Source organism: Pseudanabaenaceae cyanobacterium SKYG29 (genome assembly GCA_025055675.1).
Lineage (GTDB): Bacteria > Cyanobacteriota > Cyanobacteriia > Pseudanabaenales > Pseudanabaenaceae > M5B4.
Map to the genome: position 1 here is coordinate 44,839 of JANWWT010000006.1, position 20,808 is coordinate 65,646.

26 protein-coding genes are annotated in these 20,808 nt (G+C 48.8%); 17 read left to right on the top strand and 9 right to left on the bottom strand.

Going from position 1 to position 20,808, the window contains the following annotated elements:
• The first annotated feature begins 7 nt into the window (after window positions 1–7).
• The 11 genes from nifX (at window position 8) to NZM01_10320 (ending at window position 5,688) form a co-directional block, all read left to right on the top strand.
• Window positions 8–403: a nitrogen fixation protein NifX gene (gene nifX, locus NZM01_10270; protein ID MCS6960416.1), complete on the top strand. Its 396-nt coding sequence runs from the start codon at window positions 8–10 to the stop codon at window positions 401–403.
• A gap of 3 nt (window positions 404–406) precedes the next feature.
• The gene (locus NZM01_10275) at window positions 407–856 is read left to right on the top strand and encodes a NifX-associated nitrogen fixation protein (protein ID MCS6960417.1); all 450 of its coding nucleotides are present in this window, start codon (window positions 407–409) and stop codon (window positions 854–856) included.
• The gene (locus tag NZM01_10280; GenBank protein ID MCS6960418.1) at window positions 843–1,067 is read left to right on the top strand and encodes a CCE_0567 family metalloprotein; all 225 of its coding nucleotides are present in this window, start codon (window positions 843–845) and stop codon (window positions 1,065–1,067) included. Before NZM01_10275 ends, NZM01_10280 begins: the two co-directional genes overlap by 14 nt.
• A gap of 3 nt (window positions 1,068–1,070) precedes the next feature.
• Complete coding sequence (nifW, locus tag NZM01_10285; protein ID MCS6960419.1) at window positions 1,071–1,382, top strand: nitrogenase-stabilizing/protective protein NifW; 312 nt, start codon at window positions 1,071–1,073, stop codon at window positions 1,380–1,382.
• A 6-nt stretch (window positions 1,383–1,388) separates the two neighbouring features.
• A complete protein-coding gene (locus NZM01_10290; protein ID MCS6960420.1) occupies window positions 1,389–2,129 on the top strand; it encodes a HesA/MoeB/ThiF family protein in 741 nt (246 codons plus the stop codon).
• Window positions 2,130–2,148: 19 nt separating this feature from the next.
• Entirely contained in the window at window positions 2,149–2,469 is a 321-nt protein-coding gene (locus NZM01_10295) for an iron-sulfur cluster assembly accessory protein (protein ID MCS6960421.1), read from the top strand.
• Between the two features lie 11 nt (window positions 2,470–2,480).
• Entirely contained in the window at window positions 2,481–2,780 is a 300-nt protein-coding gene (locus tag NZM01_10300; protein MCS6960422.1) for a 2Fe-2S iron-sulfur cluster-binding protein, read from the top strand.
• An 11-nt stretch (window positions 2,781–2,791) separates the two neighbouring features.
• The gene (locus NZM01_10305) at window positions 2,792–3,094 is read left to right on the top strand and encodes a ferrous iron transport protein A (GenBank protein ID MCS6960423.1); all 303 of its coding nucleotides are present in this window, start codon (window positions 2,792–2,794) and stop codon (window positions 3,092–3,094) included.
• 26 nt (window positions 3,095–3,120) lie between these two features.
• Window positions 3,121–3,414, top strand: coding sequence for a ferredoxin III, nif-specific (fdxB, locus tag NZM01_10310; GenBank protein ID MCS6960424.1), 294 nt, complete (start codon window positions 3,121–3,123; stop codon window positions 3,412–3,414).
• 19 nt (window positions 3,415–3,433) lie between these two features.
• Window positions 3,434–4,078: a CBS domain-containing protein gene (locus tag NZM01_10315; protein ID MCS6960425.1), complete on the top strand. Its 645-nt coding sequence runs from the start codon at window positions 3,434–3,436 to the stop codon at window positions 4,076–4,078.
• A gap of 107 nt (window positions 4,079–4,185) precedes the next feature.
• Window positions 4,186–5,688: a leucyl aminopeptidase gene (locus NZM01_10320; protein MCS6960426.1), complete on the top strand. Its 1,503-nt coding sequence runs from the start codon at window positions 4,186–4,188 to the stop codon at window positions 5,686–5,688.
• Here the strand turns inward: NZM01_10320 and NZM01_10325 are convergent.
• Window positions 5,685–5,987, bottom strand: coding sequence for a circadian clock protein KaiA (locus tag NZM01_10325; GenBank protein ID MCS6960427.1), 303 nt, complete (start codon window positions 5,985–5,987; stop codon window positions 5,685–5,687). The two genes, NZM01_10320 and NZM01_10325, sit on opposite strands and share 4 nt — an antisense overlap.
• A gap of 61 nt (window positions 5,988–6,048) precedes the next feature.
• Here NZM01_10325 and NZM01_10330 point away from each other — a divergent pair, with 61 nt between their 5' ends.
• Genes NZM01_10330 through NZM01_10340 form a run of 3 tightly spaced genes read left to right on the top strand, consistent with a single transcriptional unit; the run spans window position 6,049 to window position 8,523 of the window.
• Window positions 6,049–6,807, top strand: a complete 759-nt coding sequence (locus tag NZM01_10330; GenBank protein ID MCS6960428.1) for a YebC/PmpR family DNA-binding transcriptional regulator — start codon at window positions 6,049–6,051, stop codon at window positions 6,805–6,807.
• Between the two features lie 55 nt (window positions 6,808–6,862).
• Window positions 6,863–7,711, top strand: a complete 849-nt coding sequence (locus NZM01_10335) for a tetratricopeptide repeat protein (GenBank protein ID MCS6960429.1) — start codon at window positions 6,863–6,865, stop codon at window positions 7,709–7,711.
• The gene (locus tag NZM01_10340; GenBank protein ID MCS6960430.1) at window positions 7,705–8,523 is read left to right on the top strand and encodes a Cof-type HAD-IIB family hydrolase; all 819 of its coding nucleotides are present in this window, start codon (window positions 7,705–7,707) and stop codon (window positions 8,521–8,523) included. Before NZM01_10335 ends, NZM01_10340 begins: the two co-directional genes overlap by 7 nt.
• On the opposite strand, the gene NZM01_10345 is transcribed toward NZM01_10340, so the two are convergent.
• From NZM01_10345 to NZM01_10360, 4 genes are read right to left on the bottom strand one after another with little or no spacing between them, the layout of a single operon-like run.
• The gene (locus NZM01_10345; GenBank protein ID MCS6960431.1) at window positions 8,510–10,456 is read right to left on the bottom strand and encodes a hypothetical protein; all 1,947 of its coding nucleotides are present in this window, start codon (window positions 10,454–10,456) and stop codon (window positions 8,510–8,512) included. The two genes, NZM01_10340 and NZM01_10345, sit on opposite strands and share 14 nt — an antisense overlap.
• A complete protein-coding gene (gene coaBC / locus NZM01_10350; GenBank protein MCS6960432.1) occupies window positions 10,453–11,649 on the bottom strand; it encodes a bifunctional phosphopantothenoylcysteine decarboxylase/phosphopantothenate--cysteine ligase CoaBC in 1,197 nt (398 codons plus the stop codon). Before coaBC ends, NZM01_10345 begins: the two co-directional genes overlap by 4 nt.
• Window positions 11,646–13,268 carry a hypothetical protein gene (locus NZM01_10355; protein ID MCS6960433.1) on the bottom strand — a complete coding sequence of 541 codons (1,623 nt, stop codon included), beginning with the start codon at window positions 13,266–13,268 and terminating at the stop codon, window positions 11,646–11,648. The genes coaBC and NZM01_10355 overlap by 4 nt, the downstream gene beginning before the upstream one ends.
• Window positions 13,255–14,526 (bottom strand): transposase, encoded by a 1,272-nt coding sequence (locus NZM01_10360; GenBank protein ID MCS6960434.1) that lies wholly within the window; start codon window positions 14,524–14,526, stop codon window positions 13,255–13,257. The genes NZM01_10355 and NZM01_10360 overlap by 14 nt, the downstream gene beginning before the upstream one ends.
• Before the next feature lie 157 nt (window positions 14,527–14,683).
• Here NZM01_10360 and sat point away from each other — a divergent pair, with 157 nt between their 5' ends.
• Window positions 14,684–15,844: a sulfate adenylyltransferase gene (gene sat / locus NZM01_10365; GenBank protein ID MCS6960435.1), complete on the top strand. Its 1,161-nt coding sequence runs from the start codon at window positions 14,684–14,686 to the stop codon at window positions 15,842–15,844.
• Between the two features lie 2 nt (window positions 15,845–15,846).
• Here sat and NZM01_10370 read toward each other — a convergent pair whose 3' ends face one another.
• Window positions 15,847–16,527: a TIGR00266 family protein gene (locus tag NZM01_10370; GenBank protein MCS6960436.1), complete on the bottom strand. Its 681-nt coding sequence runs from the start codon at window positions 16,525–16,527 to the stop codon at window positions 15,847–15,849.
• Between the two features lie 9 nt (window positions 16,528–16,536).
• Window positions 16,537–17,187, bottom strand: coding sequence for a TIGR00266 family protein (locus NZM01_10375; GenBank protein ID MCS6960437.1), 651 nt, complete (start codon window positions 17,185–17,187; stop codon window positions 16,537–16,539).
• A gap of 94 nt (window positions 17,188–17,281) precedes the next feature.
• Between NZM01_10375 and NZM01_10380 the strand changes: the two genes are divergently transcribed.
• Both NZM01_10380 and NZM01_10385 read left to right on the top strand, forming a co-directional pair.
• Window positions 17,282–18,460, top strand: a complete 1,179-nt coding sequence (locus tag NZM01_10380) for a glycosyltransferase (protein ID MCS6960438.1) — start codon at window positions 17,282–17,284, stop codon at window positions 18,458–18,460.
• The gene (locus NZM01_10385; protein ID MCS6960439.1) at window positions 18,453–18,800 is read left to right on the top strand and encodes a YkgJ family cysteine cluster protein; all 348 of its coding nucleotides are present in this window, start codon (window positions 18,453–18,455) and stop codon (window positions 18,798–18,800) included. The genes NZM01_10380 and NZM01_10385 overlap by 8 nt, the downstream gene beginning before the upstream one ends.
• 11 nt (window positions 18,801–18,811) lie before the next feature.
• On the opposite strand, the gene NZM01_10390 is transcribed toward NZM01_10385, so the two are convergent.
• Together NZM01_10390 and NZM01_10395 are read right to left on the bottom strand one after the other, a co-directional pair.
• A complete protein-coding gene (locus NZM01_10390; GenBank protein ID MCS6960440.1) occupies window positions 18,812–19,942 on the bottom strand; it encodes a hypothetical protein in 1,131 nt (376 codons plus the stop codon).
• A complete protein-coding gene (locus tag NZM01_10395; protein MCS6960441.1) occupies window positions 19,939–20,799 on the bottom strand; it encodes a DNA adenine methylase in 861 nt (286 codons plus the stop codon). Before NZM01_10395 ends, NZM01_10390 begins: the two co-directional genes overlap by 4 nt.
• Window positions 20,800–20,808: the final 9 nt, after the last annotated feature.

The following is a 20,808-nucleotide window of genomic DNA, read 5'->3' on the forward strand; positions in this document are numbered from 1 at the left end:
AACCACTATGAAAATCGCCTTTGCTACTAGTGACTACCAACACATCAATGCTCACTTCGGCTGGGCAGAAATTCTCTCAGTCTATGAAGTGTCACCGGAGGGTTATCGTCTGATAGAACACCATCATTTTCCCCTCGGTCAAGAGGACGGGAATGAGGACAAATTAGTACCCAAACTGGATTTTCTGGAATCCTGTCAGGACTGCAAGATTGTCTATGTTTCCGCCATTGGCGGTAGTGCTGCTGCCCGCTTGATCAACAAGGGAATCACCCCCATCAAAGCCCCCTCGGAGGAAGAAGGGATTATTTCTACCCTCGATCGGCTTGTGCACACCCTGCAAACCAGCCCGCCCCCCTGGCTACGCAAAGCTCTCGGTCTCAAACCCAAGTTCACGGAGGAATGACCCATGAGTACAACGGTAGTAACTGATTCACCCTTCTTGCAAGCCCTAGTCGCCCAATTCCGCGCCCAAGACCCCTATGGTGTCTACCGATCGTGGAGTGACGAGCGCCTTTTGCAGCCCTACATCCTCACCAAGGAAGAGAAACGGAAAATCTCTTTAGAAGAACCCGTTGATCCCGTCACCAAAGGTAGAATTCACTTCTTCTACGGCGCAGTTGCCCGGGTGATTGAACAACAGACCGGCAAGTTGCTCCAAGTCGTCATCAGTTTGAATGAAGAAGGCTTTGGTTGGGCACTAGTTTTCAGTGGCAAACTGTTGGTAGTCTGCCGCACCCTCAGAGATGCCCAGCGCTTCAGTTTCACCAGCCTCGCTCAGATGGTAGAAGAAGGCGAAAAATTAATCCGATCGGGCGTAGCTCTTTTGGAGAAATTTCCAGCAGTTGCGGAAGCGTAATACCATGATTAGCGCCGAAGAGTTAAGGAATCAGATTCGTCGCCTGAACAGCAAAGCAGGGCAGATGAAGATGGACTTACACGACCTGGTGGAAGGACTGCCAACCAACTACGAACACCTGATGGAACTGGCAAGTCAAACCTACGAAATCTTCCATCAAATCAGTTGTTTGCAGAAGCAACTTACGGAATTAGAAGGTAAGGGAGGTTAAACTATGACGAAAACCCTAGAGGAATTCAACCGCCTCACCGATGCGGAGCAATACTTTGAGTATTTAGAACTCCCCTACGACCCTAGGGTAGTGAATGTCAACCGCTTGCATATCCTGCGCAAATTCTCCCTATTCAAGGAAGAAATTGACCAGCAAATCAATGACCCCCAGGAACGGCTAGCGCGCTACCGATCGGCATTACAGACTGCCTATGAGGTGTTTTTAACTTCCTCTGCGCCTGAACAAAAATTGTTTAAGGTGTTTCAGGAACAAGCTCCCCATGTGGTACTACTGTCGGAGATCAAGGAGGAGTAGATAACAATGGAACTGTCCCCCCAAGAACTGGAACGCTATCGGCGGCAGATACAGCTACCAGGCTTTGGTAAAACTGCCCAACTTGCACTCAAACAAACAACCGTGCTGATTACAGGTGTTGGCGGTTTGGGGGGGACGGTCGCCCTCTACTTGACCGTGGCAGGGATTGGTAAATTGATTCTGGTACGGGGCGGCAATCTCCGTCTAGATGACATGAATCGCCAGGTGTTGATGACCCATGATTGGGTGGGCAAGCCCAGAATTTGGCGGGCAAAAACCACGCTGGAAGCTATCAATCCCGATGTGGTCATCGAAGCAATTCCCGAATATCTCATAGAAGAAAATCGCCGCCCTCTGGTCAAGGAGTGTGACCTGGCGGTCAGTTGTGCCCATAACTTTGACGAACGATCGTTGTTGAACCTCACCTGTGTAGAACAACAAAAACCAATGGTAGAGGCTGCCATGGATGGTATGACTGCCTATCTCACGACGATCGTGCCTGGCAAAACCCCCTGCCTCAGTTGTCTGTATCCTGAATTTCCCGCTTGGGATAAAAGAGGCTTCGGCGTGTTGGGTGCTGTATCGGGGACACTGGCTTGTCTGGCCGCCCTAGAAGTGATCAAATTCGTCACTGGTTTAGCCTCCCCCCTGGTGGGGGAACTGCTGGTTATGCAGCTCGACACCCTTACCTTCCACAAATATCGCACCTACCGGGAACCCCACTGTCCCATTTGTAGCCATTTGTAGTTGCTAAAGGAGGAATACTATGTTGATTACCCCCGCTGCCCAAAATAAACTGCGTGAACTTCTGCCCCAGCCCGATCGGGCTTATCGCCTGCGCGCCATACCAGGGGGCTGTCAGGGTTACACCTATGACCTAAAAATCATCCAAAACCCCACTGCTGATGACGTGCGTCAATCCTTTCCCAATTTGCCCATCTACATCGATCGTGCCAGCTTGCCCTACTTCCAAGAAGTCGTCTTGGACTACACAGAAGGGTTGATTAACAGTGGTTTTGTCTTTCACCATCCCGCCAGTTGTAGTTGCGGCAAATCCTTTGCCCCCGACCAATGCCCTAGTCAATAGAGGACAAACCTATGACCACCTATCAAGTGCATTTGATCAGCAAAAAATACAATCTCGATGTCACCTTTCCTGTCGATGAAAACACCTACATCCTTGATGCTGCCGAAGAACAGGGGATTGACTTACCGTCCTCTTGCCGCGCAGGTTCCTGCTCTAGTTGTGTCGCCAAACTCATCGAAGGAGAAGTGGATCAATCAGAGCAGAACTTCCTAGACGAAGAACAGATCGCCAAGGGCTTCGTTTTACTATGTGTTGCCTATCCCCGATCGGATTGTACAATTCGCACCCACCAGGAAGCCTACCTAGTGTGAGGAGAAAGGTCATGTTCTGCACTGTATCGATTGCCAACTTGCGGTTGTTACAGCCAGGGGAAGGGGGAGAGATACTGCACTTTACCAGAGCAGACGAACAACAACAAACAGAGCTACGCCAGCAGGGAATCATCCCAGGCAAGCAAATAACTGTAATCAAACGCTATCCAGTTTTGCTCGTAGAAGTTAGCGGTCAAAAAATTAGAGTACCAGACCATCTCAGCAGTTATGTTAGGGTCAAAGTCTTTGACAACTGCCCCCGCTATCCCCCCTCAGCTGAACCCAATTTCCCTAACTATCCTTTTGCCAATTAATTACTAATCGATGAGAGGAATAGATTATGTCTTACCTAACTGGAGTGACCCAAGGGGGAAAGACCTGGACTCCCCAATTTGTCCAAAGTATTGACATCACCCGTTGTTTGGGTTGTGGTCGCTGTTTGAAAGTGTGTGGCAGGAATGTCTTGCACTTGCAGGCAGTCAATGACCAGTTTGAATTTGTCGATGAGGACGAAGAAGAGAGCGAACGCAAAGTGATGACGATCATTCATCCTGAACTCTGTATTGGTTGTCAAGCTTGTGCCCGCATCTGTCCGAAAAACTGCTATACCCATGCTCCCCAATCTTTGAACTAAGTTAAGAAGGAGAACAACTATGTTACGCGCAATTGACATCATGACCAAGGATGTACCCTTGGTAAAAGGTTCGGCTACCGTGGCTGAGGCAATCAGATTGATGCGCTTGAAGGGGCTAGGAGCCTTGATTGTGGATGTCCGTGACCCCGACGATGCCTACGGGATTATCACCCAGACCGACATTGTCTACAAGGTTGTCGCCTACGGTAAAGACCCCAACAAAATGCGGGTGTATGAAATCATGACCAAACCCTGCATTACCGTCAATCCTGACCTAGGGGTAGAGTATGTTGCCCGCTTGTTTGCCAATGCTCGCATTCGCGTAGCGCCTGTAATTCAGGGCAAGCTGTTGGGCATGGTGACCTTGAGCGACATCCTCAAACGGGGTGATTACCTAGAAAATCCCAGGGCGGTTGCCTTGACCAGACAACTGCAAGCTGCTATCGCCGAAGCCCGATCCGTCTGTCAGGCAGAGGGATTTGACTCTGCAGAATGCATTCAAGCCTGGGAAAAGGTAGAAGAACTGGAAGCAGAAGTTGCCTACCTCGAAAACGCTCCCCCTGTGGAAATTACCGCCTTCCAGCAGTACTGCCTGGAACATCCCGAAATTCTGCGCAAACGCCACCAAGACCTAGTCGCTGCTGAGGGGGAAAAAGTAGGCTAGCAATAAAATCATCCCAGAAACTGAGGGCGGCTCGATCGAGCCGTCATTTTTTATGGCAGCCACTAGGGATGAGCTAGAATAGGGCAGGAATTGCTACAGAAGCTTACATGGAAATTCGTGCAGTTGCAAATAGCTATCGTGATTGGTCGGGGGACGTGCTGGTGTTTGGGGTGTTCAGCGGTGATCTCCCTGCCCATATCCTAGAGATGGATAAAGAGGTTTTGGCGAACACGATCGAGGAATTAGTAGCGGAAAACAAGTTCAAGGGGGAAGTCAACAGTGCTGTAGGGGGACGGGTAGGGAGCAACAGCCCGGTCAAAAAGGTGATGCTAGTTGGTTTAGGTGACCCTGCCAAAGCCACGACAGATACCTGGCGCAGAGCCGTAGCCCAGGCAGTCCGCTGGGCAAACCAATCCCGCTGTAAGACCATGGCACTAAGTTTTCCCCCCTTCAATGCTGATGCTGACCTCACTGCCCAAATTCTCACAGAGGGGGCACTCCTGACAGCACACCAGGACAAACGCTTCAAGTCTAAACCCAAGGAAGAAGACAAAGATAAGGGGGAACCGACCCTGGAAAAAATTGATATTTTAGAAAGTCAAGCCCACGCAGCGATCGAGCGGGCACGGGTCATCTGCAACGGGGTCATTCTGGCACGGGAACTGGTCTCTGCCCCTGCTAACGTTGTTACCCCCGCTAAACTAGCCGAAACTGCCCAGGAGATTGCTAACACCTACCCCGATCGGTTCACAGTGGAAATCTTGGAGCGGGAGCAGTGCCAGGCATTGGGGATGGGGGCATTTTTGGGGGTCGCCCAAGCCTCCGATTTGGAGCCGAAATTTATTCACCTCACCTACAGGCAAGGGGAAAATCCCACCAAACTGGCAATTATCGGCAAGGGTTTGACCTTTGACTCAGGGGGGTTGAATCTCAAGACAGGCAACAGTGGCATTGAAACCATGAAAATGGATATGGCGGGAGCGGCGGCTACCCTCGGTTGTGCCCAAGTCATTGGGGCCCTCAATCCCCCCAATCTGGAAGTACACTTCATCATTGCTGCCTGCGAAAACATGATCAGTGGCAGGGCTATCCACCCAGGGGACATCCTCACTGCCTCTAATGGGAAAACAATTGAAGTGAACAACACCGATGCCGAAGGTCGTCTTACCCTGGCCGATGCCCTCGTGTTTGCCGATCGGTTAGAGCCAAAAGCGATCGTGGACTTAGCGACATTGACGGGGGCTTGCATTGTGGCTTTGGGAGAAAGCATAGGTGGCTTGTGGTCTACAGACGATGAACTAGCCCAAAAGATCGAAGCCAGCGCTAAACTAGCGGGGGAGAAGTTCTGGCGGATGCCCCTAGAGGAACCCTACTTTGAGGGCATGAAATCCATGATTGCCGACTTCAAGAACGCAGGGGGACGCTACGGGGGAGCCATTACTGCTGCCCTCTTCCTCAAGCAATTTGTGGAAAAAACCACCGCTTGGGCACACCTAGATGTTGCGGGTCCCGTGTGGACAGAAAAGGAATCAGGCTACAACAACCCCGGCGGGACTGGTTATCCTGTGCGCACTCTGGTCAACTGGGTGCTCAGTATGGCAGCAGCCTAAGTATCTCTGAGGCAGCGGCGGTAGCGTTCACAGAGGTGGGCAATCACATCAATAAGAGTGAGGCGGTAGTCCAGCAAAATATCGGGGTTCCGCCCCTCGATCTTCAACTGGCGTGCCAAGTCTTCCATCAATTCCGCATGGATTTTAATGATGTCACTCACAGCCAGATGGTGGGCAAAGGCTTCCTCCGCAAATTCCTTGACTGCCCGATCGGTATTACGGTGAAAATAGTCCAAAACGATGTGGCGATACTTTTGCCGCAAGCTCTCTAAAATAGCGGTGGTATTATCATCTCCCAATGCTGAACAACTGTGGTAACTTTACGATCCTGAATAGATATTAAGACATTCTTAAAAAACTATGGCAGGACATAGTAAATGGGCAAACATCAAGCGGCACAAGGCTAAGGTGGATGCCGCCAAGGGACAAATCTTCGCTAAGATGTCCAGGGCAATTATGGTGGCTGCGCGCAACGGGATTCCTGACCCCGCTGGCAATTTTCAACTGAGAACTGCGATCGAGAAGGCTAAAGCCGCTGGTATTCCCAACGAAAATATTGAACGGGCAATCGCCAAGGGCGCAGGCATGGCAGGGGGAGAAAACTTGGAGAGCATCCGCTACGAGGGCTATGGACCGGGGGGAGTCGCCATCATCATCGAAGCCCTGACAGACAACCGTAATCGTACTGCTGCTGACATCCGTGCTGCTTTTAACAAATACGGCGGCAACTTGGGGGAAACGGGGTGTGTCAGTTGGCTTTTTAGTCAGCGCGGCGTAGTGACCGTCAAAAACACTATGACGGAGGAAGAAATCCTGGAAGCCTCTCTGGCAGCGGGTGCCGATAGCTATGAATACACCACCTGGCAGGACGACGAACCGGTTGTGGAGATTTTCACAACAGCCACCAACTTAGAACAGGTGAATCGCTACTTGCAAAACCTAGGCTGGCAGATTCTGCAAACGGAGTTGCGCTGGATTCCCAGTAACACGGTGGAAGTGACGGACAGCGACCAAGCCCGATCGTTACTCAAGCTCATCGATGCCCTCGACAACCTAGAGGATGTGCAAACTGTCACCACCAACTTTGACATGGCAGAGGAATTATTGGCACTGGCGTAGGAACAGAAAATGCAGTAATTACGACTACAATGTTGGTGACCCAGTGACCCCCACTATGACCCATAGACATTTTCTCGCTTGGACAGCCTGTCTTCTCCTGGCTTTACCCGCCTGGGCAGGTGATCCCTTTCGCACCACCAATCCTCGCCCGATCGGCAACGAAACGGAGAAAGCCTTTCAACTCCTGTTCCAACAGGGCAACTATCTGGCGGGGGCAAAACAGGTAGATACGGCACTGCGCACGGAAGCCGATGAACCCCTACTCCACAGTCTGCGGGCAGCTATTGCCTATTTGGAGAAAGACTTTCCAGGGATGTTGGTTTACGCCAACCGCATCAAGGATAACGCCCAGAAACTGTTGCCTAGGGACAAACTACGGGGGCATCTCTACACGGGGGTTGGTCTCTTCATGGAAGCAGGGCATATTGTGTCCACCCAAGGAGTAATCAAGGGATCACCCCAAGCGATCGCTGTTTTGCAAAAAGCCCTGGAGGAAATTGCCAAAGCCCAGGAGGTTGACCCCACTGACCCTGAACTCAATCTGATCAAGGGATACATGGACATTTTAGTGGCGTCTGTGTTGCCCTTAGCGGACTTGGAAGCAGCCCTCAATACCCTACGGCAGGCGGCACCTGAATACTTGCGCTGGCGGGGCATTGCCCTGGGCTATCGGGATGCCAAGAAATCTGACCTCGCCCTAGAAGCAGTGGATAAAGCCATTGCCCTTGCCCCCCAAAATCCCGAACTCTTCTATTTGAAGGGGCAAATTCTCTGGCAAAAGGGTAGTATAGAGGAGGGCAAACGCTTCTACCGCTTAGCCGCAGAACGATCGTCCCAACTACCCAAGGAGGTAGCGCGCCAGCTTCTCCAGGAATGTGCAGCGATTACGGGGGCAAAGTGCTAGACATTAAATTGGTGGTTTTAGACATCGATGGCACGATCGCGGGGGAGGATAACACCGTCAGTCCCCGCCTTCAGGAGACCATCAAGGCAGTGCAGGCAAGGGGAGTCAAAGTAGGTATTGCCACGGGCAGGATGTACCGCTCAGCACTACGTTTTCACCAGACCGTAGGGGCAGATGTGCCGTTAATTTCTTACCAGGGAGCGCTGATCAAAGACCCCCAGACCAATCAAGTTGTCAATCATCTGCCTGTGAGTACGGATTACGCCCTGCGCCTGGTAGAAGACCTACGTTCCTATCCCGATGTGGTAGTGCATCTTTACATTGACGACCAACTCTATGTAGAAGCACTCAATCCCCAGAGTGAAGCCTACGCCGAACGTTCCCAGGTGTCGGTAGTGCCCGTTGGTTGTCTCAAAACCTTTTTACAACAGCAGACTCCCCCCACCAAACTCCTAGCCCTAGCTGACAGGGGCGAGCGGGTAGCCCAATTGCTCCGCGATATGCAACAGCGTTACAGACGGGATGAGCTATACCTGACCCGCTCCCAAGCCCGCTATTTTGAAGCCACCCATCCCCAAGCGAACAAAGGCACTGCTGTTCAGTTCTTAGCCGAACAAATCTACGGCTGGCAACCCCACCAAGTGATGACGATCGGGGACAACGCCAATGATATAGAGATGGTGAAATATGCGGGAGTAGGGGTAGCGATGGGGAACGGCACACCTGAGCTAAAACAAGTAGCCGATTGGGTAGCCCCCCCTATCACAGAAGAGGGAGCCGCCGTTGCCCTGGAGAAATTCATCCTAACTTGAGCACAGCTTGGCGAATTACCTGATCCAGGTCACCATAAATGTCTTCCCCGCTCACAGTGGTAGCGGCTTTGATGAGGTAAATTTGTTTCTGATTGCGGCAGCAGAGATGGAGGAGCGTACGGGCAAGGCGCTGGCGACGTAGTTGTTGGTCTATCAGTGGCGTATATTCTCCCCCTTGCCAATTTGCACTGAGCACCGCAGGATTAAACAATTCCCGACAAATGGGTTTGCGCCACTCTTTACCCGTAATATTAAACCAAATTTGATAGTCAGTCTCCCGATCGGTCTTGAGGAATTGCAGGGGTGTAGCTACGATAATTTTATCAGCATAATCGACGGGGGGGAAAACCGTAGGAGTCTGTCCTGACCAGAGCATTTGGATAAAGTCCAGGTTACTGAGAGTGGGAAAAGTGTCAAAAAACCGTTGTACTGCCTGCATTAAACTGCGGAGCACTGACCGGTCAGTGGGATGCATATGAAAATTAGGGCTAAACTCTCTAATAAAATTGCCCCAGAGACAATCCAATCTAGGCTGGTCTTGCTGATAGGAAATCAGGCGGCTATGGAAGTAATTAAACTCCTCTAGGACAGAATGGGGAATACGGGACGAGGGCAGCACAATAAATTCCCCTGTGGTGCGGTCAAAAGTATTAGCTAGTAAACTAGCCCGAATGGGGTCAGTGGGGAGACATATACTGAGCAGATTCCGCACTTCCGCCTGGGTAGGAAATAGTTGCCACTCCCGATATACCAATTGGGCAACCGTCAGCATTGCCTGCACGATCGGGTAGCGCAGAAAAGCCACATAGGGTTGCAAAAATAGGCACCTTTCACCGATGGCAGCTTGTTGCAGCAGCTGAGTCACTACCTGATCAAACTTGGGCAGGATAATTGCTATGCGATCGGGTTTCACCCCCTGCTGCAGAAGAACAGAGACAGTATCAATTGTCAAGGCAGCAGCACCTAGGTAGGAGTCAGCCTGCTGCAGAAATACCCGATCACGATAATTTTCCGGTGGCGGCGGGGGGATAGGAATGCGTAGATTTGTCTCTAGGATTTCACTGATTTTTATCCCCAGTTTTGCCATGCCCGGGTAATCATTGTTAAACTGGTAAGACATATTGTGATAAATGAAATTAGCCACTCCCCGATCGGCACTGGTATAACTGGCACCACCTCCCAGAGTGTAAGCTAGGAACAAATTTTTACCCCGTTGTTGTGCCTGCTGGTAAAAGCGTAGTAGCACCTCATTACTTTCTTCTGCCTGATCAACAATTAAGTAGTCCCAACCCTGCCAAAACCGATCGACCTTGAGCAAAACTTCGCCAAACAGTTGCCACTGGTAGCCGAAATCAATTACCTGATAGGTTAAAGCCAGCTCCCGCAGGCGGTGCAGACAACAGGGGAGAGAAGCTAACATCTGCTGGTGGGTTTTATCCTGGCGGTTTGTCCAAGCGGTGGCTAATCGTTCTCCCACAGTGGCTAAGGGAATACAGTTACTGCTAGCTACATAACCAACGGAGACAATTTGGTCAACAATCTTGTACAGGGGCAGAGGGCAGGACTGAAATCGCGCCAAATGATCAGGACATTGATCAAATACCTGAGTTAGGAGAAATTGGGTTAAATCTTTAGTTAAAAATACAGGTTGAAAAGTGGTGGGCAGACCAGGTTGCCTTTGACAAACATCCACCCAGAACTGGGACAATTGGGACTGCACAAAAGGGACAAAACCGTACACCTGCACCGTGCCTCTGCTGTAGCCATAGCGCTCCTGCCATTGCTGCCGCCACCATCTCCCCTGACTGCCATGGCGCACGAGGACAATGACCCGATCGAGGGGAACACCCCCTGCCTGCAACTCCGCTAACCATTCCCAACACTGTTGTGTCAAACCGCTGCCAGGTAAACCAATCACTGCCGCCGCTGTCATAAATTTTTTATGTCATCCAGTAAAAGGTGCCCTATTTCCAATTTGGATACTAACGGATAGACCTTCTGACGACCGTGACAATCCAGGAAAATCCCTTCGTTTTCTGCCCTAGCAAACCCCCCTGTGGGGCGATCGATAGCATTGATCAAAATGCCATCCAGTTGTTTGGTCAGGAGTTTTTCTCTGCCTTTCGCTATCATCTCTGCGTCTGTACCTGTTTGCGCTGCCAAACCAATCACTTTTTGCGCTGGTCGTTTGTTTTGACTGATAGTAGCGATTAAATCAGGAACTGGGACTAGGGGTAAACAGTCGGGTAATTCCGCTTTTGCTAGTTTGTAATTGACACAGGTCTGAGGTTTGACATCACTAACCGCTGCTGCCATGATCAACCAGTCGTGGTGGGGGAATTCTGCCTGCAAAACCTGTTCCAGCTCCAGCGCCGAAGAGACAACGATCGTTTTACACTCTGGCACTGTTTCAACGGGATTGGCATAAATGAGAGATACTTCTGCCCCCCTGTGGAGAGCTGCTTTGGCGATTGCTACTCCCTGTTTGCCCGTGGCGGGATTGCCAATAAACCGCACAGCATCTAGGTATTCCCGCGTCCCCCCTGCTGTCACCAAAATCCTTTTACCTAGCAAGTCCTGTTTGCCTTTTGTATGCCTGACAGACATAAGATAGTCCAAAATGGTTTGGGGTGCCGCCATTTTGCCGGTCCCGATCGTGTCACAGGCTAGGATGCCCGTGGCGGGGGGAATAATCACAAATCTCTCTCTTTCTTTTAATCTGGCGAGATGTTCCTGCACAATGGGCTGTGACCACATGATGGTATTCATAGCAGGGGCAAGTAAGACAGGACAGTTAGAAGCTAGCACCACATTCAGTAACAGATTATCTGCCAGACCCAAGGATAGTTTTGCCAGAGTATGGGCACTAAGAGGTGCAATGAGAATTACATCTGCCCATTCCCCCAAACTGATATGGAGCGGACGACCGTGCTGCGCCTGCCAGAAATCCCGATCGGTAAACACCGCCTGTCTTGACAGCGTGGCAAAGGTAAGCGGAGTGACAAACTCGCAACTTTTTTCTGTCATCATCACGCGGACAGGCACCTGTTGTTTCGCCAATTGCGATACTACTTCTGCCGTTTTGTAGGCAGCAATACTCCCAGTAATGCCCACCAAGACATTCACGACAACCTTTTACCACCCTTACGGCCAATTTGCACAGTTAAGTCACTGGAGCTAATACAATCAACCTCATAGTAGCCAAGAATATGGCTAGGACGGGGGTTCCCTTTCGCCTTACCTTTCAAGCCCATTGCCAACAAAACGATACAACAGTTGTTCGCCTGACACTCCTGTTTCCAGCGCTTAAATACAGGATGTGCCTGCCATTCCTCTGTAAATGCTTCCAAGCGGTAGATATTGCCATTACCTGTCACCCATAATCCCACATCACCATTAAATTCAAGAGTAATAAAACCCACACCTTGCAAATTATTCTGCCCCTCTAAAGTACTGATTAGAGAATTAATTTCCGGCTTAGTGTTTTGTACCAGCAAAGTGGGATGGCTTTTCCCCCGTAACTGTATGTTTTTAACAACCTTATGGGGGGCAATGGCACGCATTAGTTCCAAAGTTTCGCCGTCAAAAAAAGTCAGCCTGAGTAAACTACCATGGGGAATTATATCTTCGGCAATTAGGCTAGTTTCATCAACCTCAGTTGGCACAAAACTCATAATTTCTGCTGCCTCTTCCACCAAAGTTCTAATGGTGATAGGAGTAGGATCAGGTACAGAACTAGGGGTGTAGGTAGCTGTTAAGGGGGGGAACTGGTCATGGCGAAATTGCTTTTTATGCTGGCGGAAAAATTGAATTAGTACATCAATAGTAGCAGTGATGGCGAGCACCTCTTCCTCATACAAAAACTCCCGCTCCCCTTCCAAAGGGTGCAAAACGCCAAAGTGGGGATAATAGTTAGTCAGAGTCCAGCCCAGACTATGCATAAATTGCTTCATATCTGGTTCTATTTCCTCATCCCGATTGAAGATCATAAATATACAGTCCTGTTGCATAAAGGCATGGGCCATATCTTCCCCCATGCTGTTTAGACGAAACTGCTTGAGATTGTCTAGGCTATGGTAAAAAATTAAACCAATTTCTAAGCCCAGTTTGCCCATGAACGTGACATAAAAACTAGAGACATCCCACCGATCGAGTTGTACCTCAAGCACTTGATGGTCGTAGAGATAGTGCCAGGGTCTTTCTTCCCACAGGCGCAGGATTTTGAGATAGAGGGTAGGGGCTAAGGCAGGGGGAAGAGGGGGAGCAATATGGGGGTTTTGCTCCCTCAGGCTGTTGATGATTTCTTCCACTAGGGGTAGGGTTTCTGCGTATTCGACACTAATTTCTAGTGTTTGCAAAATTCCCCGCAAGTAAAACTGGGTTTGCCGATCGTTCAGAATAACCCTCTGGGGACGTAGGGGTGGCAAATTGCCCTGGGGATATTCAATTGCCTGTAACAGAGAACGGACAAATACTTCCATGCCCCCATTGGGTTCCACCAGAAATACGGAGCGGACAACACCATTAGTAGCATCTGCCCAGATAATGTATTCCACATCCTGCTGTAGGGGGGAAGGGATAATTGGTACTACGTTAGAAACCAGGCGGCGGGGATTGATGGCTACACCACAGCGCGCTCCTTCCCAGACAAAGGGGCTTTGTTTGATCTGCCGCAATCGTCTCACCGTACCTGGCTTGAGGGCTACCATCTCTACTCTCCTACCGCCGTTGTTATACTTTGACATACTCCCCGTGCTTTAGCACTGGGATTCTTGTTCTTAGTTCAGCGACAACACTTACCAGTTCAGGTTGCCCCTCCCTGGCAGCGGTGTTTATCTCCCCAAGCGTTCCCTCTTGCAAGGCGGTTCCCTTTTGCCCAAAGGTACCGTTGGCACCCAACATCGCCAATCCCCTCTTGACAATGTTCATCGCTGCTGCCTGGTCACGGTTAGCAGTGAACCCGCAGTTAGGACAAGTATGGGTGCGAGTGTTTAGCGTCTTTTGCACCCGATACCCACACTCGGAGCAGTCTTGGCTGGTGTAGTGCGGTGGCACTGCAATCACCACCTTATGCCACAGCTTGCCAAAATAGTCCAGCCACTGTGTGAACAATCCCCAAGCTGCATCATGGATTGACTTGGCTAGGTGCCTGTTTTTCACCATGTTTCTAATTTGCAAGTCCTCATACACCACGATGTCGTTAGACATCACTACGCACCGAGCGAGTTTAATCGCCCAGTCTTTACGCTGGCGTTGGACTTTAAGATGTACCCTACCCAGACGCTTCCGCTGCTTGTGGTAGTGCTTGCTTTGTTGTTTCCCTTTTCGGTACTTTCTACTTAGTCTCCTCTGTTGCTGCTTTAACCTCCTCTCTGTACGACGTAAAAACTTGTGGTACTCTACCGTGTTACCGTGCTGGTCGGCATAGAAATACTTCAATCCTAAGTCTAACCCTATCACCTGCCCCGTATAGGGGACTGACTCTTGCCGATCGGCATCCAAAACAAACTGAGCATAATACCCATCCGCACGGCGAATAATCCGCACTCTGTTTATTTTGAACCGCAAGATGTCCGCTCTTGCCTCGGCGTTGCAGTACAAGGCAAACGTGCCCCCTTGAAAACCATCCGTCAGGGTGATACTCATGCCGTCAGGTGATAGTTTCCACCCTGATTGTTTGTATTCCACACTGCGACAGTGTTTCTGAAACTTGGGATAGCCTTTCTTTGCCTCACCATTGCGGCAACGGATATAGAAGCGCGAGATAGCAGACCATGCCCGTTCTGCACTAGCTTGTCGAGCAGTAGAGTTTAACTTCTTGGCAAAGGCAAACGCTTGGGCTAATTCTTTGCACACCTTGTACAACTGTGCTTTGTTGACGCCTTGATTGTCCATCCAGTGGCGCAGACACTTGTTTCTGACAAACTGTGCGGTACGGATGGCTTCGTCTAAAGCCTGATACTGAGGTTGTGCGCCCTTGAGTTTGCTTTCTCTGACTAGCATGGTGCTACTTTATCACAAAATCTCTACGTAAAGCCGCCCTATCGGTCGACGAGGCTCCCGAGTCGAAGGGCGGGGCTTTAGACCCAATTTCTTGGTAACTTACTTTAGGCGGCTTAGTTTTGTTTTAGTATGTCTGGTTGTAGTACCAGGATTGTCTATGGCTGATGTAATTCCTGCCCATGGGGGCACCCTTGTTGACCGCATCTGTACTCCCACCCAGCGACAAGCTCTGCAAGAGCAGTCCGATCGTTTCCCTAGCCTCACTCTCTCTGAGCGGGAGATTTCCGATTTAGAGATGATCGCCATTGGTGGGTTTAGCCCCCTGACAGGTTTTATGGGTGCCAAGGACTACCGATCGGTAGTGGAGGATATGCACCTAGATAATGGCTTGGCTTGGTCAATTCCCATTACTCTGTCGGTGTCCAAGGAGGTGGCAGACCGTTTACCCCTAGACAGCGTTGTTCGCCTCAACAATCCCCAGGGGGAGTTTTGGGGGGTCTTGGAATTGCGGGAAAAATTTACCTATGACAAGGAAAGGGAAGCGCTGGCTGTCTACCGCACTACGGATGCAGCGCACCCAGGGGTAAAAGTCCTCTACGAACAAGGCGAAGTTTACCTAGGGGGTGACATTTGGCTGTTAGAACGTCATCCCCATCCCCTCTTCCCCCAGTATCAAATCGACCCTGCCCAATCACGGCAGCTGTTCCTGGCAAAGGGGTGGCAGACAATCGTGGGCTTTCAAACCCGTAACCCCATCCACCGCGCCCATGAGTATATCCAAAAATGTGCCCTAGAAATTGTCGATGGACTATTCCTCCATCCCCTGGTGGGCGCCACCAAGAGCGATGACATTCCCGCCGATGTGCGCATGCGCTGCTATGAAATTGTCATTGACAAGTATTTCCCCCAGGATCGGGTGATTCTGGCTATCAACCCTGCTGCTATGCGCTATGCAGGACCACGGGAAGCAATTTTCCATGCCCTTGTCCGCAAAAACTACGGTTGTACCCACTTCATCGTGGGACGAGACCATGCGGGGGTGGGGAACTACTACGGCACCTACGATGCCCAGAAAATTTTTCAGGAATTTCGTCCCGAAGAGCTGGGGATTACGCCTTTAATGTTTGAGCACGCCTTCTACTGCACCCGCACCCAAAGTATGGCTACGACCAAAACCAGCCCTAGCAAGCCAGAGGAGCGTATTCATCTATCGGGGACAAAGGTCAGGGAGATGCTCCGCCGTGGGGAATGCCCACCCCCAGAATTTTCCCGCCCTGAGGTAGCAGCGGAACTAGTGCGAGCAATGCGGGAACAGTAAAATTAACGAGGGGGCAATTGGGGTCCAATTTCCAAGCCAAAGCGATGACGACTATGACTTTGGCAAAAGAGTTTTCCCCGCCCCTTAAAGCGACAAACTAAACCCTCACCTCCTAAGAAGGTACTGATCCAATTGGAGCCAGGGGGTTTACCGATCGTGAAATTCAAAGTATTTTCAAAGGCAACAATATTGCCCGTATCTACAATATATTCCCCATCCACATCCACCTCATAAATAGCACCGAAGGAACTCAGCAATAATGTACCCCTACCTGTGGCAGATAGCCAGAAGAGGGACTCTCCCGCAAACATGGACTTAAAGCCCCGCCAGCCCAAATCTATTTCCACAGAATCAGCACAGGCAATATAAGAACCTGCTTGAATCACTAATTCCTTGCCCGTCATTTCATAGATGAGAATATCCCCCATCAATTTAGGAGCAATGTAGATTTCCGCCTCCCTACCTACAGCTTGGAATACACTGAGAAAGAGGGATTCTCCCCCCAACAAACGCTTGAGTCCCCCTAGAACTCCGCCCCCTCTGCCCCGCCTTAGGGTAGTTTCCACCCCCATATTTTCACTCATGGCAATCATGCAACCAGCTTCAGCTAGTAAAGTTTCATTGCGGCTTAAGGTAATTTTGGCAATGCGGCTACTAGTGTCGTGTAGTAGTTCAATTTCCATGCTTTTCTCCTAGAATTTGGGTCGTAAAAAGCGCACTAGACCATCTTCACTGCGGGATTGCAAGTAGATTTTGCCCCTCCCTGTCAATTCCATAACTAAACCTTCCCCTGACTTAATTGAACCAATCCAACTCCCCGCCCAGCGGATTTTAATTTTTGTGTCAGGGTCATAGGCAACTAAATGTCCAGTATCTACAACAAATATTCCTGGAATTTGCCGCTCCGAAATGGCACCAAAGCAACCAATAAATGCCTTGCCCCTGCCTGTCAGTTTTAAGCGAAATAATCCTTCACCGCCAAAGAAACTCGCCCAACCTGCCCACTGCGCTCCTAGTTTTACATCAGGTGTACAGGCAACAAAGCCCCCCGATTGTACACATAAACCCCTATTGTCTATCTCCACGCTAGCCATATCACCAATGTTAGCGGTACTAAACACGATCGTTTGGGGTTTGTGGGCAGTATTCTTAAACACATTGATAAAAATTGACTCGCCGCCCAATAGACCCAGTAAAAAACTGTTCCAATCAATCCGCGTAGTCATAGTTATGCCCGCATCCATGCTTACCATTGCCCCTGGTTCGGCTACGATCGCTTCCCCTGGTTGCAAAGTGACAAATAGACTAGCAAAGGCGGGCTTAAACTTAATTTCGTAGTCCATGATTTGTGGGATTATCACTAGAATATAGCCTCTCACAAGGGGCACAATAGGCTACACTAATTTACAATTTGCAACACATCTGTCTACTGTTCTAATGAAAATAACGCCTGAGTTTAATCCTCGCTGTCAGTTATCGCTGGTAGTTCCCACCTACAATGAGCGAGAAAATTTACCAGTTCTGGTCAGTGCTTTAGTAGAGATTTTGGCTGAAGTCATACCCGATCGGTTTGAGATAATAATTGTCGACGATGACAGTCCCGATGGGACATGGGAATTAGCCCAATCTCTGCAGAGTAATTATCAGCAGTTGCAGGTAGTACGGCGCACCAGAGAGCGGGGATTAGCTACCGCTGTCATATGTGGTTGGCAGATGGCACAGGGAGAAATTTTAGGAGTAATAGATGGAGACTTGCAACATCCGCCCGCAACACTGAAAAATATGTGGGCAGCCATCACAGAGGGAGCGGATTTAGTAGTAGCTAGTCGCTATACCAGGGGTGGTAGCGTCGGCAGTTGGAATAGCATTAGACAATTTTTATCCCGGGGAGCAGTGAACCTAGCTTTGTGGATTTTACCGGAAATTGCTGGATGTTTGAGTGACCCTATGAGTGGTTATTTTTTAGTCAAACGATCGGCAATTGCTGACTGTGAGTTATCTCCCATTGGTTACAAAATTCTCCTAGAAGTGATGGCGCGGGGTCAGATTGACCAAGTCAAAGAAGTACCCTATACATTTCGGGAAAGACGGGAAGGGAGTAGTAAAGTAACGTGGCGGCAATATGAGCAATACATTAGGCACTTGCTTAGCTTGCGCTTCGCTGTAGGCAGAGGAAAGGTGGCACCCTTGGGTAGATTTTTACGCTTTGCTGTCGTGGGTTTGAGTGGGGTTGTAGTTGATTTTTTCGTCCTCGCTATTTGTAGTCGGATTTTCGGTTTTTCTCTCCTAGCTACCAAAACGGAGCTAGCTAACCTGCCTATTTTACTCAGTAAAATTCTAGCAGTGGAAATTGCCATTATTAATAATTTCATCGGCAATGAATTCTGGACTTTTCGCGATACAACGATCGGTAAAACCTCTCCTAAACAGCGACTACAGCGCTTTGGAGCATTTAATCTAGCCTGCACGATCGGGGCAGTCATCAACGTTGCCACCTTTTTATTTTTTGCTAAACTGGGAGTAGTAATAGGCGTAGCCAATTTACTAGCAATTGGAGTCTCCACCGCTTGGAACTATGTAATCAACTTAAAATTCAACTGGCGCAGCGATGGCTAAGTGGCAATGTGTGAAAAATTGTGGGGCTTGTTGCTATCTCAATCCAGAGGAGCGTCCCTACTTGCAGGAATTCTTAACCCCAGAGCAGCTAGAACTATATTACTCCCTAATTGGCACAGATGGCTGGTGCATTCACTTTGATCACCCTACCAGACAGTGCAAAATTTATAACGACCGTCCCTACTTCTGTCGTGTAGAAGCCTCTGTATTTTGGGAACTTTACGGTGTACTTCCTGAGGAGCTGGATGAATTTGCCATTGAGTGTTGCTATGAACACATTATTGATATATATGGAGAAAACTCCCCTGAGTACCAGCAATTTTACCAAGCAATACAATAAAACTTGGTATCTTATTCCCTGTCCGACTCTGCCACTTGCCTCAAAATTAGAAATGCTTCTTTAAGAGACTGATTAACCGCACTATCTGGCTCACTCAAAACTAACTCTTGATAAGCATCTAAAAACTTAGCACGCGATCTATGGAAAAAATGCAAGAAATGACGTAGAAAACCTATGCAATCTAGTACAGCAACTTCTGTACCGCCAGTTTGTTCGTAGCAGCCTTTTGCTTGAGACTTGACTTCCTTGCTAATTACTTCAGTAGTAATAAAGATATAATTGTGTATTCTAGTGCTAGATGAAGCAATTTTCTCCACAGCTTTATCAATATCACCTAATGTTACCCGTTTCATTTTCATTTCATAAATTGTTACCACTGAGTCCTCATTGGTGAGAGATACTTCCAGATCACCTAGTGATCCTGTTTGAGTATCAGCAGCATTGTGCTTTTGTAGAGGTAATAATCTTTCCCCTAGCTTTTCTCCCACGGAATTGTAAGCAGCAGCTACAATTAAAACAGGTAATCTAGAAGAGTTTCTGCACTTAAGATGTTGCTCAATTAAATCAACAATCTCCTCTGACGATAGAGGTAAATTATCTTTGTATGTCCGCCTGCTAAGTAAATCACTTATTCTGTTTTGATTTTCGAATCGCATAAGTAATAATACACGTATTACTTCTGTCAGAACCTCCTCTGCCGTTACTCTATTTTGACAAACATCATCAAGTAATTCTAGGGTTTCCCTGTAAAGTTTTCTAGGGTTACCAACTAAATCTATATTTTTTGTTAAGGGCTGATTGATTGTGCGAAAAGCTGGCGTTAGAAACGCAGTTGTTGAATTAAGAGGCAGGCGATTTTGCCGAATAAAATTGGCTATATACTCTTCGTCATAAACACGACCAGAAAAAGCATCAGGAGCATTAATTTCTGTATATGGTTTGCGAGGATCAACATGGGGCTGATGTACTTTAGCTAACAGGCAAGCCATTAGAAATCTAGCACAGGCTCTGTTGCTAGGTTCTCGACACGCGTTTTCAATTCGTTTACGAATTTCATCATTTGTGATAACTGAATTTGTCTGGGTAGCAGCCCGCTTAAGAATTTGAGTAAGAATCTCATCTGGTGTAGTTGGTGTAGTCATAAACTATTTCTAAAAAGTGGCTCGAACCTAAGTTTACCTGGATCATAATTTGTCCATAAAATTTCTGTTCTTTCGCCTTTAGTCGAATGTATAGTCTTAGTTGGTGCAATATTTTTATGCCACTTGGGAGCAGTATACAACTCACGCATTAGCTGACAATCATAACCTGAAATAGCTACCAAGCCCTGTACAGAATTTAGTACCATCGCTAATTCTTGGTGTTCTATATCGCTCATTTCATAGGCATAAGCACTGCAATCACCTCTCGCCTGATGAACATAGGGTGGGTCGCAATAAAACAGAGTGTTAGGTGAATCATACAAGCGAATAACTTCAATAGCAGGTCTATTTTCAATTTGTACTCGCAAAATACGCAACGCTATTTCTGGTAAGTCTTCCACTGCTCCTAACCAGCGAGAGACCGCACCTGCCATGCCTGACCTACTGGTATTTTTGCAATTAGCCCACCGTCCAAGGGTTGCTGATTGAGCCAAGCCCGTCCGTACCTGCCGAGCGCGCACATAAAACCTTCTGGCACGTTCCAAAGGTTCCAAACAGGGATCAACTTCACAGGCTATAGCAAATTCCTCCCGTGAAAAAGGTGTGAGACCAATTGCTCTTATTAAAAGTTCTGGTTCATCTCTGAGGACCCGAAAAAAGTTAGTAACTTCGCCGTCAATATCGTTGTAAGTTTCTACGGGTGATGGTTCCCGATTCAACAACACAGCCGCTGAACCACCAAAGGGCTCGCAATAGTGGTGGCAGTTCGGTAACATAGGCAACAACCAGTCTAGATGGGAATACTTCCCACCATACCAACCAAATGCTATTATCCGTTTTCTACTTTGCCTGACCACTGAGACTGA

What these genes read in the sequence shown, in the direction of transcription:
- NZM01_10295 (MCS6960421.1), top strand. Translation starts at nt 2,149, where the DNA reads ATGTTGATTACCCCCGCTGCCCAAAATAAACTGCGTGAACTTCTGCCC.
- NZM01_10290 (MCS6960420.1), top strand. Translation starts at nt 1,389, where the DNA reads ATGGAACTGTCCCCCCAAGAACTGGAACGCTATCGGCGGCAGATACAG.
- sat (MCS6960435.1), top strand. Translation starts at nt 14,684, where the DNA reads ATGGCTGATGTAATTCCTGCCCATGGGGGCACCCTTGTTGACCGCATC.
- NZM01_10315 (MCS6960425.1), top strand. Translation starts at nt 3,434, where the DNA reads ATGTTACGCGCAATTGACATCATGACCAAGGATGTACCCTTGGTAAAA.
- NZM01_10275 (MCS6960417.1), top strand. Translation starts at nt 407, where the DNA reads ATGAGTACAACGGTAGTAACTGATTCACCCTTCTTGCAAGCCCTAGTC.
- NZM01_10335 (MCS6960429.1), top strand. Translation starts at nt 6,863, where the DNA reads ATGACCCATAGACATTTTCTCGCTTGGACAGCCTGTCTTCTCCTGGCT.
- nifX (MCS6960416.1), top strand. Translation starts at nt 8, where the DNA reads ATGAAAATCGCCTTTGCTACTAGTGACTACCAACACATCAATGCTCAC.
- NZM01_10330 (MCS6960428.1), top strand. Translation starts at nt 6,049, where the DNA reads ATGGCAGGACATAGTAAATGGGCAAACATCAAGCGGCACAAGGCTAAG.
- NZM01_10385 (MCS6960439.1), top strand. Translation starts at nt 18,453, where the DNA reads ATGGCTAAGTGGCAATGTGTGAAAAATTGTGGGGCTTGTTGCTATCTC.
- NZM01_10355 (MCS6960433.1), bottom strand. Translation starts at nt 13,268, where the DNA reads ATGTCAAAGTATAACAACGGCGGTAGGAGAGTAGAGATGGTAGCCCTC.
- NZM01_10380 (MCS6960438.1), top strand. Translation starts at nt 17,282, where the DNA reads ATGAAAATAACGCCTGAGTTTAATCCTCGCTGTCAGTTATCGCTGGTA.
- NZM01_10345 (MCS6960431.1), bottom strand. Translation starts at nt 10,456, where the DNA reads ATGACAGCGGCGGCAGTGATTGGTTTACCTGGCAGCGGTTTGACACAA.
- NZM01_10375 (MCS6960437.1), bottom strand. Translation starts at nt 17,187, where the DNA reads ATGGACTACGAAATTAAGTTTAAGCCCGCCTTTGCTAGTCTATTTGTC.
- nifW (MCS6960419.1), top strand. Translation starts at nt 1,071, where the DNA reads ATGACGAAAACCCTAGAGGAATTCAACCGCCTCACCGATGCGGAGCAA.
- NZM01_10300 (MCS6960422.1), top strand. Translation starts at nt 2,481, where the DNA reads ATGACCACCTATCAAGTGCATTTGATCAGCAAAAAATACAATCTCGAT.
- NZM01_10360 (MCS6960434.1), bottom strand. Translation starts at nt 14,526, where the DNA reads ATGCTAGTCAGAGAAAGCAAACTCAAGGGCGCACAACCTCAGTATCAG.
- NZM01_10370 (MCS6960436.1), bottom strand. Translation starts at nt 16,527, where the DNA reads ATGGAAATTGAACTACTACACGACACTAGTAGCCGCATTGCCAAAATT.
- NZM01_10305 (MCS6960423.1), top strand. Translation starts at nt 2,792, where the DNA reads ATGTTCTGCACTGTATCGATTGCCAACTTGCGGTTGTTACAGCCAGGG.
- fdxB (MCS6960424.1), top strand. Translation starts at nt 3,121, where the DNA reads ATGTCTTACCTAACTGGAGTGACCCAAGGGGGAAAGACCTGGACTCCC.
- NZM01_10320 (MCS6960426.1), top strand. Translation starts at nt 4,186, where the DNA reads ATGGAAATTCGTGCAGTTGCAAATAGCTATCGTGATTGGTCGGGGGAC.
- NZM01_10390 (MCS6960440.1), bottom strand. Translation starts at nt 19,942, where the DNA reads ATGACTACACCAACTACACCAGATGAGATTCTTACTCAAATTCTTAAG.